The sequence below is a fragment of the Shewanella basaltis genome (assembly GCF_023283885.1).
Taxonomy (GTDB): domain Bacteria; phylum Pseudomonadota; class Gammaproteobacteria; order Enterobacterales; family Shewanellaceae; genus Shewanella; species Shewanella basaltis.
The window spans coordinates 1-18,402 of record NZ_JAKILA010000021.1 but is presented as its reverse complement, the minus strand read 5'-3'; the positions used below and the strand labels follow the sequence as shown (position 1 = coordinate 18,402).

The window sequence follows — 18,402 nt, the reverse complement described above, 5'->3', positions numbered from 1 at the left end:
ATAAGTTAGGAACACTAACGTGAAATTGTTATCCACTGAATTGTTTAGTCCACGGGTTATCAAAACCAGTTTTGTTGCATTATGCTGTGCCAGTTTGTTCAGCTGCAGTAGTTCGCTTTCAACCTCATCATTACAACGTGACGGTTCGGCATACATCAGTCAAGTACAAGCGCAAGCTCGTGCTAATGTCATCTCCAATGTGCAATATGATTTAACCTTCTTTTTAAGTGAACACAGTCAATTCAGCGCTATTTCGACAGTACACTTCGACCTAAGCAGTGTGCCTAAGTCATTAACACTCGATCTTAATAAAGCTAACATTAAACAATTTAGCATTAATGGCACCAAGGTTTACCCTAACTACAACGGCGCTTATATCGTCATTAACCAAAGTTTATTGGTCAGTGGCAACAACACTGTGGTCGTTGAATTTACCCGCGAGCACAGCACTAACGGTGAAGGCTTACATCGCTTTGTTGACCCAGTAGACAACAATGTTTACTTGTACTCACATTTTGAGCCAGCTGCGGCACAACAAATGTTTGCCGTGTTTGATCAACCCGACTTAAAAGCCACTTACCAAATTAATGTACATGCACCAAAAGACTGGCAAGTTATCAGCGCCATGCGTGAAACCAATGTGGTCGATCAAGGCGATACCAACTTGTGGACTTTCCCTGTTACGCCCAAATTAAGCCCCTATAACTTCTCGATGCACGCTGGCCCGTATAAAGTGTGGGAAGACAACTCAGGGCGTTACCCAATGCGCCTATTCTCACGCCAATCAGTGGCAGATCAAGTCACACCACAAGATTGGTTTACCTATACCAAACAAGGTTTAGCATTTTTTGATCGTTACTTTGGCATTGACTATCCATTTAAAAAGTACGACCAGGTATTAGTACCAGACTTTTTATACGGCGCAATGGAAAACGCCGGTGCAATTACGTTTTCCGAAGATCGTTTCTTATTTAATGCCCAAATGACCGCCGAACAAAAAGAGCGTTTAGCTGGGGTTATCATGCATGAAATGGCTCACCAATGGTTTGGTGATTTAGTCACCATGAAATGGTGGAATGGCTTATGGTTAAACGAAAGTTTTGCGTCATTTATGGGCACCTTAGCCACCAGCGAAGCGACTGAGTTTAGTCATGCATGGCGTACTTTTTACGCCTCAGGCAAACAAGCGGCTTACCATCAAGATAGCCTAGTGACCACTCACCCCATTGAGGTGCCAGTGCCCACCAGCCAAAATGCGTTTGACAACATTGATGCCATTACCTATCAAAAAGGGGCTTCTACCATTAAACAGCTCAGGCATTTACTGGGCGAAGAAACGTTCCGTCGTGGTGTGAGTCAATATTTACAACAATACAGTTATAAAAATGCCGAGCTTGATGACTTTATCAACAGTTTGGCCAAAGCCAGTGGTCGCGATTTGTCGCAGTGGACTAAAGAGTGGTTATATGCCGCAGGCGTCAACACCATTAAGGCACAATACACCTGCCAAGGTAATCAAATAGACTCATTTGCACTGATACAAACCGCAGAAGATAGCCAACACCCAACACTGCGCGAACAGCGAGTGCAAATAGGTTTATTTAACACCCATCGTTACGGTTTAGAAATGCAACAATCCCATGCCGTAACCTATAAAGGGGCTTACACCGAAATTAATGAACTGATTGGGGAAATCTGTCCTGATTTAGTGTACCCAAACTATGATGACTGGGGATTTGTTAAAGTCGAACTGGATCAAAAATCGTTTACAACTGCTAAACAGCAATTGAACCTGGTTAGCGACCCATTATTGCGCTCAATGTTATGGCAAAGTATGTGGGACAGTGTGGTTGATGGTAAAACATCGATGGAGCAATTTATCAACATTGTGCTCATCAATGCCCCATTAGAAAAGGATTACACCATATTAGGTCAGGTCCTTGATAACATGCAACGAGCCAAAAACTATCTCGACTTAATGGCACCTATGCATAGCAGTTACAACAGCAAAATCTCTAAAGCGCTCAGCCAAATGAGCCTTAGAATGAGCATGGAACATTACCGTAACCGCGACTTTCAACGTCGCTGGTTTGATGCTTACATCAACTTATCAAGCCACGGAGATGCCCTGGAGCACATTCAATCTTTGCTCAAAAACAAAAGCCACATTAAAGGTTTGACGATTGATCAAGACTTACGCTGGGCCATGATCCGTCAGCTAAATCGTTATGATTACGGTGATGCCCATGCATTACTGGCAGCAGAAAAACGCCTTGATCAGTCTGACTCAGGGGAGAAAGCAGCAATCGCAGCAGAGGTGATCCGTCCAGAATCCGCGCTTAAACGCCAATGGTTAAATAGGATTGAACATAATGACAATATGGCATTTTCAAAAATTAGAGTGGCAATGTACAACCTTTACCCTGCCGAACAAAAGTTACTCAGCGCGGCGACGGCTGAACAACGCTTTGCTAATTTACCCTTAATGGATGATAAAGGGCCGGTGTTTATGCGCAGTTTTGCTGCCCAGCTTATTCCGATGGATTGTAGCTCATCTAATATTGATGCCATTAGCCACGTACTCAATCGCCAGACCAGTTTATCGGCCTTAACTCGGCGCGCACTACTTGAAGCGCGCCAACAAGAGCAGCGCTGCATCAATATTAAGCAAATGCTGAATTAACCTGAAGTGAATTAATAAAAAAGCCGGAGTCATCCGGCTTTTTTATGTTGTACGGTAAGACACAGTCCCAGAGACGAAATGGTTCTATAAATGTTAACCCGCACGTAATGCCAATATTTTACTGATGTCTAACGGCGGTTGATACTGGCTAAAAGCTATGTGGGCTTGATCAACGGCATAAATTGACATGCGATCGGCCAACTCGTTACCTTCAATACCTGTGTGCGCAGCAACATGTTTAATACTGATCTTGTCTTTAATGATTTCATACAACTCATGCGCGTGTTTAATCATATCTAGGTTTGCGATATCACCGCCTTTGCGAGTCCAGCCCTTAGCTTTCCAACCGTAAGCCCACTCACAAATACAATTAATCGAATATTGCGAGTCACTCATAATACAAACCGTTTGGCCGTGTTCAATGGCGTTTTTTGCCATCAGTAAGGCTTGATACAAGGCGTTTAATTCTGCGGTATTGTTGGTACCATTTGGATTAAATAAGCCAAACCATAACTGCGCCAACTGGCCTTGATGATACAAGGCGATACCAGAGCCCGCTTTACCCGGATTGGGTTCACACCCGCCATCGGTGTAAATCACCACTTCATACTGGCTCAATACCACTTGATTATCACTTAGGGTTTTTATTGAGTTACTGCCCTTATGGCCAACAGGCTTTGATGATGCAGCAGAAGGCTTAACCGCTGCACGCCCAATACTGCTGTTAGGCGACTTTGCAAAAGCCGCTTTTGCTTCAGCTTCTGTAGCAAATGATTTGTATTTAGCTTGAGGAAACTTATCAACAGAACGTTTAGTCACATCCCAACTGGTAAAAATACCCGTTTCTCGCCCTGTCCAAACTACATAATACTTCTTTGCCATTGTGGTTTATCCTTGCCAAATCAATGTCGCATCATGCCATGATTCATTGGGCCATAAAAACAAAACCTGCAAGATAAGCAGGTTTTGCTGGTTGTTTAGCCAAATCAATCTAAGGCGAAACACCAAACGACTAGTTGACGATAATCGGTCCATCGATATGCTGATGATTGACCCCGCCAGAGCCTGCGCTCACAATCTCAAGCCCTTTCGTGTTGCTGACATTAATGCCACCAGAACCATCACTAATGGTTACTTTACCATTAACCTGATCGATATTAATCGAACCAGAACCATCGCTCACCTCAATATCACCGGCCACTTGTGAGATGCTGATAGAACCAGAGCCGTCTTGTAATGTTACATCGCCATTGACATCTTTCATGTTAATCGAGCCAGAACCATCAGCTAAGGTCACAGCACCGACCTTCTGCATCACAATACTACCCGAACCGTCTTTAAGCTTAATATTAGCCGCTACATCGGATATCGTAATCGAGCCAGAGCCGTCGGTAATATCTAACGCTAACCCAGTCGGAACCGTGATTAACACATCAATAAACGGAGATTGCTCCATAAAACCGTCAGACTGAATATCGGCAACAAACATGGCATTATCGCCTTGCTTGTTTAGGGTTAATTCAATCTCAACATCGTCACTGTCTTTATCGGTATAAATGTCGGCAGTGACCTCAATTTGTGTTTGTCCCTCAACCCCTTTTACGGTTAATTGACCCGCGCCGGTATTCGCCACTAATTGGTGTAGTGATTGACTGTCTAGGGTCATTTTTTGTTGGGTATGTGCTAGTTCTGCATTTGTCTTTGCAGAATCCGATAACGAAAATATCGATTCCGCTTCAGTGTATGACGCACCAAAAATAGTCGCGCCTAATACTAAACCGACTGTTAGGCTAATGGTCGCAATTCGAATAGACATAGGTTAAATTCCTTTTATAAGAAGTTCGAAATAAAATAGGCTGATACGTAAGGTTAGTCGCAAATACATATCATCACCTTGATAGCAAACACTAAGCAGATTTCATACCAACACTGTAAGCTTATGTTTTATAGAACTTTATAACTATTCAATGATCATATTCATTGAGCTAAAAATGTAAAAAATCATCTAAAACAACACAAAGTGGTTAATATCACCACTATAACCACTCAATAAAATAGCAACGGCGGCTTATGACAACCACCACAACACAACACAATCATCCTCACCAGATTAATATCATTGTCGGCTCTACCAATCCGGTAAAAATAAATGCCGCCAAAAATGCCATTTCCCAGTATTTCCCAAGCAGCACGATACACTGTCAGGGTATGCATGCTCCCTCGCAAGTGGCAGAGCAACCCATGACAGAAGCAGAAACCAAATTGGGTGCCATAAACCGTGCCAAATACTGCCAACAACAGGCTGAACCTGCCGACTTTTATGTGGCAATGGAAGGCGGCGTAGACCAATTTGAACATGGCCCTGCCACATTTGCTTATATGGCCATTATCAGTCATGACACCCTATCTGTAGGTCGCAGCGCCAACCTACCCTTACCAGAAAAGGTCTATGCAGCATTAGCCGCTGGCGAAGAACTGGGCCACGTAATGGACCGCATGTTTAGCACTCAAAATATAAAACAAAAAGGCGGTGCGATAGGCCTTCTCACACAAGGTTTAGCCACCCGCGAAAGCATTTATACCCAGGCGCTGCTACTGGCCATGACCCCCTTTATTAACGCGGAATTATTTAATGACTGATCAACCTAGTACAACACGTTATACCGTCGATGCCATGATCCGCCCACTCACACCACAAGATGATGCTGCAATAGCCGCGGTTATCCGTGACGTGTCGGCAGAATACGGCTTAACCCCAGACAAAGGCTTTAGCGTTGCAGACAAAACCCTCGACTGTTTAAGTGAAGTTTATCAAGCACAAGACGCACAATATTGGGTGATTGAATACCAAGGTAAAGTGGTTGGCGGCGCAGGCGTTGCTGCACTTGCAGGGAATGCCGGCGTATGTGAGCTACAAAAAATGTATTTTAGCCGCGCGATTCGCGGCCAGGGCATGGCCAAAAAACTCACCCGTCAATGTATTGAGTTTGCTAAACAGCATGGTTATCAATTCATGTATTTAGAAACAACAGCCGTATTAGTTGAAGCATTAGCACTCTATGAAAAACTCGGCTTTACCCACTGCCAGCATTTAGGGCAAACGGGCCACGATGCCTGCGAAATCGCCATGATAATGAGCCTATAACAAACAAAACATGCCCCGCAAGATGTCATACCATTGCGCAATGGTGTAATTAGCACACTTTTTAACCAGTCTTATTGCAACAACTTGATAGCGCTTTGCAAGGATGCAAAAGCTTGGTAGCCTCAGATTAAGCACATTCCATAGGAGGAAGATAATGGAATATCAACGTATTGGACATTCAAGCCTTGAGGTCAGTAAAATTTGCCTCGGGACCATGACTTGGGGCGAACAAAATACCCAAGCACAAGCTTTCGCTCAACTTGACTATGCCATTGGCCAAGGCGTTAACTTTATTGATACTGCCGAAATGTATCCCGTGCCACCGAAAGCTGATACTCAAGGTGAAACCGAGCGCATTTTAGGTCGCTACCTCAAAGCCCAAGGTAATCGTGACGAGCTGGTTATTGCCAGTAAAATTGCTGCACCTGGGGGTAAAGGCGACTATATTCGCGACAACATGGCGCTAGACTGGCGGAATGTACATCAAGCTGTAGATGACTCATTAAGTCGCTTACAAATCGACACCATCGATTTATACCAAGTGCATTGGCCTGACCGAAATACCAATTTTTTTGGTCAGATGATGTATGAGCACGATGAAGACGAACATTACACGCCTATTTTAGACACCCTTGAAGCGCTCGCAGAAGTCATCAAACAAGGTAAAGTGCGTTATATTGGCATTTCTAACGAAACCCCATGGGGCTTTATGAAATACCTTAAGTTGGCAGAAAAACACGACTTACCGCGTATTGTGAGTGTGCAAAATCCCTATAACTTGCTCAATCGCAGTTACGAGATTGCCATGTCTGAAATTAGCCATCGTGAAAATGTACCATTACTGGCTTATTCGCCATTGGCTTTTGGTACATTAACGGGTAAATACGAGAACGATCAATGGCCAGAAGGTGCACGCCTCACGGTATACAAACGGTTTGCACGGTATAACAGTACGCCAGTGGCACTAGAGGCAACCCAAGCGTATATCGATTTGGCGCGTGAATTTAACCTGTCACCAACCGAGATGGCGTTAGCGTTTGTTAATAGCCGTAAATTTGTTGCCGCTAACATTATCGGCGCAACTGACTTACATCAGCTAAAGCAAAACATCGACAGTCATAAAGTGACATTGTCAGCTGAATTAATAACAAGAATTAACGAACTGTCAGCCCTGTATCGTTTTCCTTGCCCTTAATAGCCAGCAAAAAGTCGCCAATACAGGCTCACAAACAGCAATAGCCACAAAACCTTGCATTAGGCATCAAGATCACTGAAGATCTTGATGCCTTTTATTTTTAGCGAAGAAACCCGTATTTATGAAGCCTAACCCGTCATTATCGTCTGCTGATTTTTATGATCATCAAGCCATTCGCGATCAATTCCCTACGCTTAAGCAGACCATTGGCGATCATCCGTTATGCTATCTCGATACCGCTGCAACCAGCCAAAAACCGCAGGCAGTGATTGATGCGATGACTGAGTATTATCAACTCAACAATGCCAATGTGCACCGCGCAGCACACCAATTATCAACCCGTGCAACTCAGCAATATGAAGCCGTTCGTCAACAAGTCGCGCATTTTATTCATGCCAAGCACCAGCAAGAGGTTATTTTTACTCACGGCACCACAGAATCGATCAATATGGTGGCATACGGCTTAACAGCACAAGTACAACCAAACGATTTAATATTAATCGACACCGCAGCACATCATGCCAATATCGTGCCCTGGCAAGAGCTCGCTAAACGTACTGGGGCCATCATTAAACCCATACCACTTACCGCTGACGCCCAACTTGATATCAATGCCTATGAGCAGCTACTGCAAGCCAAACCAAAGCTAATTGCCTTATGCCATGTGTCGAATGCACTGGGCACAGTCAACCCCATTATCGACTTAATCGCCATGGCAAAAAATGCAGGAGCATTAACCTTAGTCGATGGTGCCCAAGCGGTTGCCCACCTAGAGATTGACGTCCAACAAATGGATTGCGATTTTTATGTGTTTTCAGGTCATAAAATGTATGGCCCAACAGGTGTCGGTATTTTGTACGGCCGTTTTGAACAACTAAACACATTAACGCCCATGCTGACCGGTGGCGAAATGATCAAAACCGTTAGCTTTGATCGTACTGAATATGGTGAACTGCCAAACAGGCTTGAAGCGGGCACTCCCGCCATTGCTGAGGTTATCGGTTTAGGCGCCGCAATCACATTTTTACAAGGCTTACCGCGTGAGCAAATTAAGGCGCATGAGCAACAATTAATGCGGTATTTACAACAACAACTGCTCAACCTTGGTGATATTACCTTGTACGGCGTTAGCAACGATAATAGCCAATCCAATATCGGCTCGGTTGCATTTAATGTAGCCAATGAACACCATCAAGACGTAGGCATTTTATTAGATCAACAGGCAGTTGCGATTCGATGCGGGCATCATTGTGCTATGCCATTGATGAGCCAACTTAAATTAAGCGGATGTTGCCGCGCCTCTGTTGGCATCTATACTAATAAGCACGATATTGATCAATTTATTCATGCGTTAAATACGGTAAAAGAGTTACTGTTATAACTTGGCAATACCCACGCTTTATGAGACAACACAGTTAATGACACAAATAAGTACAAAAAATACGCCCGATAGTCAGTTATTTACCTTGTTACCTGCTGAACTCATTGCAGCTGTAAATCAAATAGAACAAGCGAATAACTGGCAAGATAAGTATCGACAAATCATGCTACTGGGCAAGCAACTGCCCAAACTGCCTGACCACTTAAAGCAAGAAGATGCGCAGGTTAAAGGCTGTGAAAGCCAGGCCTGGTTATACCATCATCAACAAAATGGCCAACATTTTTACCTTGCCGACAGCGATGCACGAATCGTCAAAGGACTGATTGCTATTTTATTGGTGGCTAACCAAGGTAAAACTACTGAGCAAATTACTCAGTTTGATGTGCATCATTGCTTCGACTCATTAGGATTAAGCGGCCAACTCAGTCCGTCCCGTACCAATGGACTTGCCGCATTGGCCAGCGCAATCAAACATTATGCCCAAGGCAACATCACTTAATGCCCAGCAAATTTAAGGAATAATAATGCCCCTAAAAGTCTGCAACCCAACACGCCGCCACATTATAAAAGGCCTTGGAGCAGCCACATTATTAAGCCCATTTTGTACGCTTCCTGCCTGGGCTGCCAAATCTCGCCGCCTTTATGTTGACGGACTGTCATTTCTGCCTAACGACATCAATGATGTTAAAGCCTCCAAACTCGATGCGTTTATCGCCGATATTTCCGCCATTGAAACTATCGAACAAAGCGATGGCACTAAAAATTATAAACGCACCTACAAAGCGTGCTTTAACAGCATTCAACAAGCAGCCAAAACCGTTACCGACAATCCAGAGGTTTATTTACAAGGCCTTACGGGGGCTGATATCGATAACGCTCGGGCACAACAACGCACGGCGGTATATTTTCAAATTCAGGGTGCTGATTGTGTCGAAGCCGACGCTATTGTCACAAAGGGTAAGCCTTCACTCTGGCCACAACTCGACTCTCTGCATCAGCACGGATTGCGGGTGTTACAACTCACCCATCACTACGGCAATCGTTTCGCAGGTGGTGCACTAGACAACAATGGCAACCAGGGTGTCAATAAGCCTCTTACTGATGCTGGTCGTGAGCTCATCGCAGCGCTTAATCAAAAAAATATTCTCATCGATGTGAGTCACTCAAGCGAACAAACCGCGCTTGATACCGCTAAGGCAAGTCAATCTCCAATCGTACTGAGTCATGGCGCAGCCAGACACTTTGTCAACCATGCGCGCTGTTCATCAGATGACGTAATCAGAGCAGTAGCCGATACAGGTGGTGTTTTTGGGGTATTTATGATGAGTTTTTGGCTCACCAACAATGCCCCCCCCACCATTGAAGATTATATAAAACAGATAGAATACGTGGCCAGAGTCGGTGGCGTTGACTGCGCCGCAGTTGCCAACGACTTCCCTCTGCGCGGCCAAGAAAATCTATTAGCACTCAATAACAATAACAGCGAAGGGGTTAAAGAGTACCTTGACTGGTGGCACAGCCTGCAAAGTAAAAACGTATTAGGGTTTGACGTAGTGCCTAAGCATGTTGTTATCCCTGAGCTTAACCACATAGACCGCATGAGCCGCATTGATGACGCCCTCAAAAAAGCGCGCTTTAAATCATCTGACCGCGATCGTTTTATGGGCGGAAACTGGCAAAGAGTACTCAAGAAAGTATTGGTATAAACTTCACAATGACCTATAACATGTAAAATAATATAAAAGAGTGGATATGGAAAATCTCATTATAAAGCCTGGATATACTTCTTTATTTAACTGTATTGGTGAACAGTGTCCCGACAGCTGTTGTAACGATTGGATGATTACATTTGATAAGCAGAGTTATAAAAAAACATTATCAAATAAATACTTGGCAGAAATCGCTTCCTTTGCATTACACGAAACAAAAGACAGTGAATCAGAATGGGCAGTAATTAAATTAGATGAAAACGGTGGATGCCCATTTTTAAATCCACAAAAACTCTGCAACATTCATGCTAAAGCCGGAGTCGATGCTCTCAGTCACACCTGTAAAACCTACCCCAAAAGAGATCAATTTATTGGGCCAGACAAATACAACAGCCTGTATTTATCCTGTCCAGAAGTCACTCGGATCGTTTTATTTGAAGATGAAGCATTCCAGTTTGCAGCAAATGCTAGTGGTAATAAAACTGCGATTCCTCCCAGCCCAGCCTGGTTAGAAAAATCATATGAATACAGTCTAGATTTATTATTAAATTCAGGCTTACATTGGCAAGAAGCGATTTTTACCATCGGTTTATTAATTAAAACAAGTCACGAAGTAAAAAACAACAAAGTCAAAATTGAACAACTTGATAATCGATACCAACAACTCACCCACATGGCTCAATTAGGAATGGTTTCACAACAACTGGATACGATTCCATATTCAGAATTATCTCAGACCCACACGTTTGTCGCTATTCATGATGCGTTATGCACTATGCATTCAAGAAGTACAAGACCTCGTTTTATGTCAATTAATGACGCGGTAAACTCATTGTGTAATGAAGAAAATAACTACTCTATTGAAACAATCAACGCGACTTGGAATGAAATGATCGAAAAACAAGTGGCCAACTTTGATGAAATATTCACTAAGTTTTTACTTTATTCCATGTTCCATAATCACTTTCCAATGCATAGTGAGCAAAACCCAGAGCAGGTTTTTCAGCAACTGGTAATTGATTGTTTTATGGTCAGATGCTATCTCAGTGCCTTATACCACAACAAAAAAGTATTAACGCAAGATGATATAATTAAGTGCTTTCAGGTTTATCATGTTGTAAGGCAACATAAACCCAAATTCAGCGAGCGTATACAAGATATCTTAACGGAATATAACCTCACAACACTCCCAGCATCTATGAGCTTAATTAAAACCTCATAATAGGCCTGCTACTGATACATGTAAAAATAATAAAAGGCTGATATTTAATCAAATATCAGCCTTTTATTGCTACGACTAAGGCCGCATTAAACCTTAAATACCCGCACCGGCAATTTGCCTAGGAGGATTTAATACCTCAATGGCTTTTAAATAAGCTAATAAACCATTTACTTGAGTCTCAAGGTCACCTTTACTGGTGTCTATGGTTAACTCAGCTGACTCTGGCACCTCGTATGGTGATGAAATACCAGTAAAGTTAGCTATCTCGCCTTTACGTGCTTTTGCGTACAATCCTTTAGGATCACGCGATTCACACACACTTAATGGCGTAGAAACGTGCACTTCGATAAATTGACCTTGTGGAAATAAAGCACGAACCCGATCACGCTCTTCACGGGTTGGTGAAATAAATGCCGACAGTACCACTAAACCAGAGTCCACCATCAATTTAGCCACTTCGCCGACACGACGTAAGTTTTCATCACGGTCTTCGAGACTAAAGCCTAGATCCTTACATAAACCATGACGAACGTTATCACCGTCTAACAAATAAGTATGAAAGCCATGCTCAAATAACGCTCTCTCTAAGGCGCCAGCAAGCGTTGACTTGCCTGATCCAGACAAACCAGTAAACCATAACAACACTGGATTTTGGCCTTTTTGTGCCCCTCGGGCAGCTTGGTCTATAGAATGTTGATGCCAAACAATATTGCTCATAACAGCTCCTGATTTACGGCAATACACACCGCATTAAACTCATACTAAAACGGGAAAAAATACGGTACGGCCATTAATACTATGACTGAATACAAAATGGATAACGGTAAACCTAAACGAACAAAGTCGCTTAATTTATAGTTACCCGCGTTGTATACCATAAGGTTAGTTTGATAACCGTAAGGAGAAATAAAGCTCGCACTTGCACCAAACACCACAGCCATAATAAATGGACGAGGATCAACGCCAAAACTTGTCGCGACTGCATAAGCAACCGGGAACGCTAACGCGGCGGCGGCATTATTAGTGATCAACTCAGTCACAATCAACGTGATAAAATAAACGCCAACAAAGGCAGCAAACACACCATAACCATCAAACAGACTTAATAAGCTTTGTGCCATCTGATCTGCTAAACCAGTCGTCACCATTAAATTGGCCAAGCCTAAGGCACTACCCACTATAATCACCAATTCTAACGGGAATCGGCGCTTAAGCTCAGTTAAGGACACCGCGCCAATCGCCACATAACTAAGCAGCAATAACACTAATCCTTTAGCTAAAGGGAGTAATTCAAAAATACTGGCTAAAATGGTTAACGCAAAACCCGCTAACACCCATGTCCCGCGCTTTTCATCTAGGCGTACATTGAGATCTAAACCGCTAATTGCTGCAAAATCACTGCTTAAATTTGGGCATTTTGAAAAACGATCTCCGGGGGTAAGCAGTAATACATCTCCTGGCTGCAACACGATATCGCCAAGGCCACCTTTTAGCGGCATATTTCCACGGCGAATCGCCATGACGGCGGCATCATACTCTTCACGAAATCGAGAGTCTTTTAACGTGGTGCCCACTAAACTTGATGACGGGGCTAGCACGGCTTCAACCAAGTTTTGACCTTTTGCGTGTTGCTTGCCAAACCACTCTAAACCATCAAATTGATGCAGTAACTCAACAGACTCTACAGCACCACTAAATCGCAGCACATCATCGGCTTGTAACACCATTTGTGGTGGCACTGGGCAAATACGAATGCCACTACGTTCTAATTCAACCAAATAGAGTTTTTTTAGTGCACGTAAGCGATTATCTATCACGCTTTTACCCACTAAACTTGATGTTTTAGCCACATGCGCTTCTAGTAAATAAGGCAGTGATTCATCTTCCGATTCTTCACGTCTATCCGGCACAAAATTAGCTAAAATGGTTAATAAAACCAATCCACCCAATACCACTAACGCACCCACAACAGAAAACTCAAAAAAACCAAGGGGCTTTAGCCCTGCGTTTTCAACAAACGAATTAACAATCAAGTTAGTCGAGGTGCCGATTAAGGTTAATGTCCCACCTAAAATAGCGGCATAATTTAATGGTAACAGCAACTTAGAAGGTGCATGCGCTTGGTTACGGCGCACAACACTAATCATAGATGCGACCACCGCAGTATTATTAGTAAATGATGATAATAATGCGGTCGATATTCCCAACTTAGCAAGCGTCGTAAACAAAGATCCTTTACCAATTACTTGGCTGAGCTTACCTAACAAAGAGGTTTTCTCTAACGCAGTAGCAGCAAGTACAATCAATACCAAGGTTATTAGTCCATTGTTAGTAAAATTAACTAACAATGGACTTAGCTCGACTAATCCGAGCATATAACACAACAAAGAAGCGAAAAAAAACATGGCGGCTGGTGAAGCAAAACCTGCAACTAATCCACCAACCAATGCTAACAATACCAGCGCTAACAACCATATTTCGCTCATGATTTATTTTCCAAGTATGCTAATATCACGAGCATTCCAGTGAGGATAATGCTTACGAATTAACGCATTAAACTCAATTTCAAATGCACTAAACTCAGTGTTAGTTTGCTTGTCACCTTGATGACCACTCACCACCATTACAGCTGCTACAGTCGCATTTGATAAACGATCAATTAAAATCATTCCGCCGGTGTCACGCACTAAGCTATAGGCATCTAATACAATTGACTCAGTTAAATCTAGCTTAACCCGTGCAATGGTATTTAAGCTCAGCGTAGTCGCAGCACTGCGCTCAAGAGTATTCACATCGGTTACGTATTCGATTTCACTCACAACAGCTTGGGTCTTTTTGCCCGCCACCTTTACATCGTATAACTGACCGATTTGTAATGGCTTTTCATCCATCCACACTAAGTCTGCCACAATATGATTAGCTATTTCTGGAGCGCTATCGGGTTTCGCTAACAAATCACCACGAGAAATATCAATTTCATCTTCAAGGGTAATGGTCACAGCTTGGCCTGCTACGGCTTCTTGCAAATCACCATCAAATGTCACTATGCGTTCAATCTTACTGCGCTTACCTGAAGGAAGTGCCACCACTTCATCGCCTACATCAAGCACACCTGATGCTAACGTGCCTGAAAACCCACGAAAGTCGAGATTAGGGCGTAACACATACTGTACCGGGAAACGCGCCGGTAACTCACTGAGTTCACGCTGAGTATCAATGGTTTCTAATAGCTCGAGTAATGTGCTGCCTTGATACCAATCACACTGCGTACTGCGATTAACCACGTTGTCGCCATTTAATGCTGATAAAGGCACAAAGTGAATATCTAAGTCGCCAAAATCTTTTACGAAATCCGCAAAATCAGCCTGTATTTTATCAAACACAGTTTGATCAAAACCGACGAGATCCATCTTGTTCACCGCAACAACAAAGTGACGCAAACCAAGAAGTGAGGCAATAAACGCGTGACGTTTAGTTTGGGTTTGTACGCCGTAACGTGCATCAACCAAAATAACGGCTAGGTCACATGTCGACGCACCTGTTGCCATGTTACGGGTATACTGCTCATGGCCTGGTGTATCAGAAATAATAAACTTACGCTTTTCACTAGAAAAGTAACGATAAGCCACATCAATAGTAATGCCTTGCTCACGTTCAGCTTGCAGGCCATCAACTAATAACGCTAAATCGATAGCTTCACCCGTAGTGCCCATTTTAGCGCTATCATTTTTTAAGCTGGCTAATTGGTCTTCGTAAATTTGGGCACTGTCATGTAATAAACGACCAATTAAGGTACTTTTACCATCATCAACACTACCACAGGTTAAAAATCGTAATAGGCCTTTGTTTTGTTGTAAGGCTAGGTATTCTTTTACGCCGTGCAGCTGGATCTCTGCTGCCATGCGGTCAGTATTTGCTGTTGCTTTATCCATTGTCTCTCTCACTCAAATTAAGTCTATTGGCGTTGCCCGCGGGGTTAATTAGAAATAACCTTGGCGCTTTTTGTGCTCCATCGACGCACTTTGATCAGAGTCGATTAAGCGACCTTGTCGTTCACTTGAGCGAGTAAGCAACATTTCTTCAATAATTTTTTCTAGCGTGTCTGCTTCAGACGGCATCGCTGCCGTTAATGGGTAACACCCTAAAGTTCTAAAACGCACGCGCTCAACAGACACGACATCACCTTCTTCGACTGGCATGCGGTCGTCATCTTTCATGATGAGTTGTCCGCCTTTATTCACAACAGTGCGAGGGGCGGCAAAATATAACGGTACTATTTCAATATTTTCTTGGTAGATATATTGCCAAATATCCAATTCAGTCCAGTTTGACAACGGGAATACACGGATGCTCTCACCTTTGTTTACTGCACCGTTATAGGTACGCCATAATTCAGGACGTTGATTTTTTGGGTCCCAACGATGGTGTTTATCACGGAACGAATACACTCGCTCTTTGGCACGAGACTTTTCTTCATCGCGACGAGCACCACCAAAAGCGGCATCAAAACCATACTTGTTTAATGCTTGCTTTAAAGACTGAGTTTTCATGATATCAGTATGTTTGGCACTGCCATGGGTAAACGGGCCAACACCTTGCTCTACCCCTTCTTGATTGGTATGAGTCAATAACTCAAATCCAAATGCTTTTGCTTGGGCATCACGAAAAGCGATCATCTCTTTAAATTTCCAACCGGTATCTACATGCAATAACGGGAATGGAATTTTTCCTGGATAAAACGCTTTGCGTGCAAGATGCAGCATCACCGATGAGTCTTTACCTATCGAATACATCATGACAGGGTTATCAAACTCGGCGGCAACTTCGCGGATGATCTGGATGCTTTCTGCTTCCAGTTGTTGTAAATGGCTTAACGAACGGCCTGCCATGATAATTCTCCATTACCTAATATGCTGTTTACACAGCGGGTTAATTTTTGGTCACTACAGCGCTTTAGCTGCGTCTAAATCGGTTGCTTGTTGTACTGTGTTGGGCTCAAACCAGTTTAAGCTGTCTGCAAGCTCAACCACTTCGCCAATAATCATTAATGCTGGCATTTGTAATGCGGGGTCTGCGGCTAACTGCGCAAGTTCGCCTAACTTACCCATAAAGCGCTGTTGCGATGATGTCGTCGCTTTTGACACAATAGCAACAGGAGTATCGGCACTTCTTCCTGCATTAATCAGTCCGTCACTGATAACGTTGGCATTTAAAATCCCCATATAAACCACTAACGTGTTATTGGGGTTGGCATAACCTTGCCAATCCATTGGGCGACTGGCTAACTGGCAATGCCCTGTAATAAACGTTACACCTTGGGCATAATCACGATGCGTCAGCGGAATACCCGCATAGGCCGATGTGCCACTAGCCGCGGTAATGCCGGGGACAACTTCAAAGGCGATGCCTGAGGCGACTAAGGTTTGTAGCTCTTCACCGCCACGGCCAAAAATAAACGGGTCACCACCTTTTAAGCGCACCACATTTTTGCGGGTATACGCTTTGGTCACTAACAGTTGATTAATGTCATCTTGAGCAGCGCTGTGTTTGCCCGCACGTTTGCCCACTGCGATTTTTTCAGCGCTGTTCGGAATAAGATCTAAAATATCCTGGCTCACTAATGCGTCATATAGCACTGCGTCAGCGTGTTTAAGAATGCGATAGGCTTTTAGGGTTAATAGCTCAACGTCACCAGGACCTGCGCCAACTAACCATACTTTGCCTTTGGCTTTTTGACCCGGCATCGATACTAATTCCATCACATTTACCTCAAGATAATTTACTAGGATCAAATATAACGGTTTACATATTCCATATACAATAGTAAAAAGTTAGTTTTTATAACTAAAAAGAATATAAAGATTATTTGGCGATTAGGTAATTCACAGACAAACCTGAACGGCAAAACAGACAATTTTGCAGTTTGTTCGACAAAAGGTGCACAATTGATAACAATGTGTGCCAAAGAATTCAAACTGATAATTTTGCTAATGGATAATGCAACGATGAAAATCACTCAATACCTTGGAATGTCACTGTTAATGCTAGGGAGTATCAACAGTACATTAGCTGAAGATTCACTAGTAGAAGAACGCGTAAAAGAAGAGCTCGCAACCTCAGAAAAGCCTTTTGTGCTCACGCCCCACAAGGCCAACTATTTACTGCCAGTCACTTACCAAACCCGAACCAATCCTTCTCCGTTTGAAGCCAGATACCCAGACGACGATATCGATATTGATAAATTAGAAGCCAAATTCCAAATCAGTTTTAAATTTCCGGTGTGGTACAACGTTTTTGGCGATAACGGCCATTTATTCTTTGCTTATACTAATCAGTCTTATTGGCAAGTCTACAACCAAGACGCGTCATCACCGTTTCGTGAAACCAACCATGAACCAGAAGTGTTTATGCTATTTAACAACGATTGGAAAATTGGTGGCTTTACCAACTCATTTTTAGGATTTGGCTTAGTGCATCAATCGAACGGCCAAACGACAGAATTATCTCGCAGTTGGAACCGCATTTACGGCAGTGCCGTATTTGATAAAGGCCCATTCGCGCTAGGATTAAAAGTATGGTGGCGTATTCCCGAAGACGAGAAAGAAATGCCTAATTCAGCCGATGGCGACGACAACCCAGATATTAACGACTATATGGGTAATTTTGAACTCACTGGCGTTTATGGATTAGATGAGCATCGCTTTACGATGTTAGTGCGAAACAACCTCCAGTCACCCAATCGTGGTGCAGTAGAGTTTACCTGGAGCTATCCGGTTATCGGTAACTTGCGTGTGTATACCCAATACTTTAATGGCTACGGCGAAAGCCTTATTGACTACAACCATCATAACCAACGTATTGGTATTGGTATTGCGTTAAATGACATTCTGTAATTGGAACATGTAAAAAGGTGACCAACTGGTCACCTTTTTATTGGCTATTAAAGCAACACGAGGTTACTTAACCTGAGCTCGGGATAAGGGATGAACTTATACTATTTAAAATCAACATGTTACCCATTCTCACTTTCAAGCTTGTCATTTGTTCTGCTAACAAGGCGAATTGAC

At 43.1% G+C, this 18,402-nt stretch carries 16 protein-coding genes; 9 read left to right on the top strand and 7 right to left on the bottom strand.

What is annotated here, in order from left to right; all coding sequences use genetic code 11:
• Positions 1-19: 19 nt before the first annotated feature.
• Positions 20-2,683 carry an aminopeptidase N gene (pepN, locus tag L2703_RS14585; protein WP_248971811.1) on the top strand — a complete coding sequence of 888 codons (2,664 nt, stop codon included), beginning with the start codon at positions 20-22 and terminating at the stop codon, positions 2,681-2,683.
• A 93-nt stretch (positions 2,684-2,776) separates the two neighbouring features.
• Here pepN and L2703_RS14580 read toward each other — a convergent pair whose 3' ends face one another.
• Positions 2,777-3,565, bottom strand: a complete 789-nt coding sequence (locus tag L2703_RS14580; protein ID WP_248971810.1) for a ribonuclease H family protein — start codon at positions 3,563-3,565, stop codon at positions 2,777-2,779.
• A 130-nt stretch (positions 3,566-3,695) separates the two neighbouring features.
• A complete protein-coding gene (locus L2703_RS14575; protein WP_248971809.1) occupies positions 3,696-4,499 on the bottom strand; it encodes a DUF4097 domain-containing protein in 804 nt (267 codons plus the stop codon).
• Positions 4,500-4,753: 254 nt separating this feature from the next.
• Here L2703_RS14575 and yjjX point away from each other — a divergent pair, with 254 nt between their 5' ends.
• From yjjX to fliB, 7 genes are all read left to right on the top strand, one after another.
• Positions 4,754-5,323 carry an inosine/xanthosine triphosphatase gene (gene yjjX, locus L2703_RS14570; RefSeq protein WP_248971808.1) on the top strand — a complete coding sequence of 190 codons (570 nt, stop codon included), beginning with the start codon at positions 4,754-4,756 and terminating at the stop codon, positions 5,321-5,323.
• Complete coding sequence (locus L2703_RS14565) at positions 5,316-5,828, top strand: GNAT family N-acetyltransferase (protein WP_346347551.1); 513 nt, start codon at positions 5,316-5,318, stop codon at positions 5,826-5,828. The genes yjjX and L2703_RS14565 overlap by 8 nt, the downstream gene beginning before the upstream one ends.
• A gap of 154 nt (positions 5,829-5,982) precedes the next feature.
• The gene (locus L2703_RS14560; protein ID WP_248971807.1) at positions 5,983-7,023 is read left to right on the top strand and encodes an NADP(H)-dependent aldo-keto reductase; all 1,041 of its coding nucleotides are present in this window, start codon (positions 5,983-5,985) and stop codon (positions 7,021-7,023) included.
• A gap of 121 nt (positions 7,024-7,144) precedes the next feature.
• The gene (locus tag L2703_RS14555) at positions 7,145-8,404 is read left to right on the top strand and encodes an aminotransferase class V-fold PLP-dependent enzyme (RefSeq protein ID WP_248971806.1); all 1,260 of its coding nucleotides are present in this window, start codon (positions 7,145-7,147) and stop codon (positions 8,402-8,404) included.
• Positions 8,405-8,441: 37 nt separating this feature from the next.
• Complete coding sequence (csdE, locus tag L2703_RS14550) at positions 8,442-8,903, top strand: cysteine desulfurase sulfur acceptor subunit CsdE (protein WP_248971805.1); 462 nt, start codon at positions 8,442-8,444, stop codon at positions 8,901-8,903.
• Positions 8,904-8,928: 25 nt separating this feature from the next.
• Positions 8,929-10,110, top strand: coding sequence for a membrane dipeptidase (locus L2703_RS14545; protein WP_248971804.1), 1,182 nt, complete (start codon positions 8,929-8,931; stop codon positions 10,108-10,110).
• A gap of 46 nt (positions 10,111-10,156) precedes the next feature.
• Complete coding sequence (gene fliB / locus L2703_RS14540) at positions 10,157-11,335, top strand: flagellin lysine-N-methylase (RefSeq protein WP_248971803.1); 1,179 nt, start codon at positions 10,157-10,159, stop codon at positions 11,333-11,335.
• A 93-nt stretch (positions 11,336-11,428) separates the two neighbouring features.
• Here fliB and cysC read toward each other — a convergent pair whose 3' ends face one another.
• From cysC to cobA, 5 genes are read right to left on the bottom strand one after another with little or no spacing between them, the layout of a single operon-like run.
• The gene (gene cysC, locus L2703_RS14535; RefSeq protein WP_248971802.1) at positions 11,429-12,052 is read right to left on the bottom strand and encodes an adenylyl-sulfate kinase; all 624 of its coding nucleotides are present in this window, start codon (positions 12,050-12,052) and stop codon (positions 11,429-11,431) included.
• A gap of 44 nt (positions 12,053-12,096) precedes the next feature.
• A complete protein-coding gene (locus L2703_RS14530; RefSeq protein WP_248971801.1) occupies positions 12,097-13,821 on the bottom strand; it encodes an SLC13 family permease in 1,725 nt (574 codons plus the stop codon).
• Between the two features lie 3 nt (positions 13,822-13,824).
• Positions 13,825-15,267: a sulfate adenylyltransferase subunit CysN gene (gene cysN, locus L2703_RS14525; protein WP_248971800.1), complete on the bottom strand. Its 1,443-nt coding sequence runs from the start codon at positions 15,265-15,267 to the stop codon at positions 13,825-13,827.
• Between the two features lie 48 nt (positions 15,268-15,315).
• Positions 15,316-16,224: a sulfate adenylyltransferase subunit CysD gene (gene cysD / locus L2703_RS14520; protein ID WP_248971799.1), complete on the bottom strand. Its 909-nt coding sequence runs from the start codon at positions 16,222-16,224 to the stop codon at positions 15,316-15,318.
• Positions 16,225-16,278: 54 nt separating this feature from the next.
• A complete protein-coding gene (gene cobA / locus L2703_RS14515) occupies positions 16,279-17,094 on the bottom strand; it encodes a uroporphyrinogen-III C-methyltransferase (protein WP_248971798.1) in 816 nt (271 codons plus the stop codon).
• 282 nt (positions 17,095-17,376) lie between these two features.
• Between cobA and L2703_RS14510 the strand changes: the two genes are divergently transcribed.
• Positions 17,377-18,228, top strand: a complete 852-nt coding sequence (locus tag L2703_RS14510; RefSeq protein WP_428848664.1) for a phospholipase A — start codon at positions 17,377-17,379, stop codon at positions 18,226-18,228.
• Positions 18,229-18,402: the final 174 nt, after the last annotated feature.

What these genes read in the sequence shown, in the direction of transcription:
- L2703_RS14510 (WP_428848664.1), top strand. Translation starts at nt 17,377, where the DNA reads ATGCTAGGGAGTATCAACAGTACATTAGCTGAAGATTCACTAGTAGAA.
- L2703_RS14530 (WP_248971801.1), bottom strand. Translation starts at nt 13,821, where the DNA reads ATGAGCGAAATATGGTTGTTAGCGCTGGTATTGTTAGCATTGGTTGGT.
- L2703_RS14565 (WP_346347551.1), top strand. Translation starts at nt 5,316, where the DNA reads ATGACTGATCAACCTAGTACAACACGTTATACCGTCGATGCCATGATC.
- yjjX (WP_248971808.1), top strand. Translation starts at nt 4,754, where the DNA reads ATGACAACCACCACAACACAACACAATCATCCTCACCAGATTAATATC.
- cysN (WP_248971800.1), bottom strand. Translation starts at nt 15,267, where the DNA reads ATGGATAAAGCAACAGCAAATACTGACCGCATGGCAGCAGAGATCCAG.
- L2703_RS14555 (WP_248971806.1), top strand. Translation starts at nt 7,145, where the DNA reads ATGAAGCCTAACCCGTCATTATCGTCTGCTGATTTTTATGATCATCAA.
- L2703_RS14545 (WP_248971804.1), top strand. Translation starts at nt 8,929, where the DNA reads ATGCCCCTAAAAGTCTGCAACCCAACACGCCGCCACATTATAAAAGGC.
- L2703_RS14560 (WP_248971807.1), top strand. Translation starts at nt 5,983, where the DNA reads ATGGAATATCAACGTATTGGACATTCAAGCCTTGAGGTCAGTAAAATT.
- fliB (WP_248971803.1), top strand. Translation starts at nt 10,157, where the DNA reads ATGGAAAATCTCATTATAAAGCCTGGATATACTTCTTTATTTAACTGT.
- L2703_RS14575 (WP_248971809.1), bottom strand. Translation starts at nt 4,499, where the DNA reads ATGTCTATTCGAATTGCGACCATTAGCCTAACAGTCGGTTTAGTATTA.
- csdE (WP_248971805.1), top strand. Translation starts at nt 8,442, where the DNA reads ATGACACAAATAAGTACAAAAAATACGCCCGATAGTCAGTTATTTACC.
- L2703_RS14580 (WP_248971810.1), bottom strand. Translation starts at nt 3,565, where the DNA reads ATGGCAAAGAAGTATTATGTAGTTTGGACAGGGCGAGAAACGGGTATT.
- cobA (WP_248971798.1), bottom strand. Translation starts at nt 17,094, where the DNA reads ATGGAATTAGTATCGATGCCGGGTCAAAAAGCCAAAGGCAAAGTATGG.
- cysC (WP_248971802.1), bottom strand. Translation starts at nt 12,052, where the DNA reads ATGAGCAATATTGTTTGGCATCAACATTCTATAGACCAAGCTGCCCGA.
- cysD (WP_248971799.1), bottom strand. Translation starts at nt 16,224, where the DNA reads ATGGCAGGCCGTTCGTTAAGCCATTTACAACAACTGGAAGCAGAAAGC.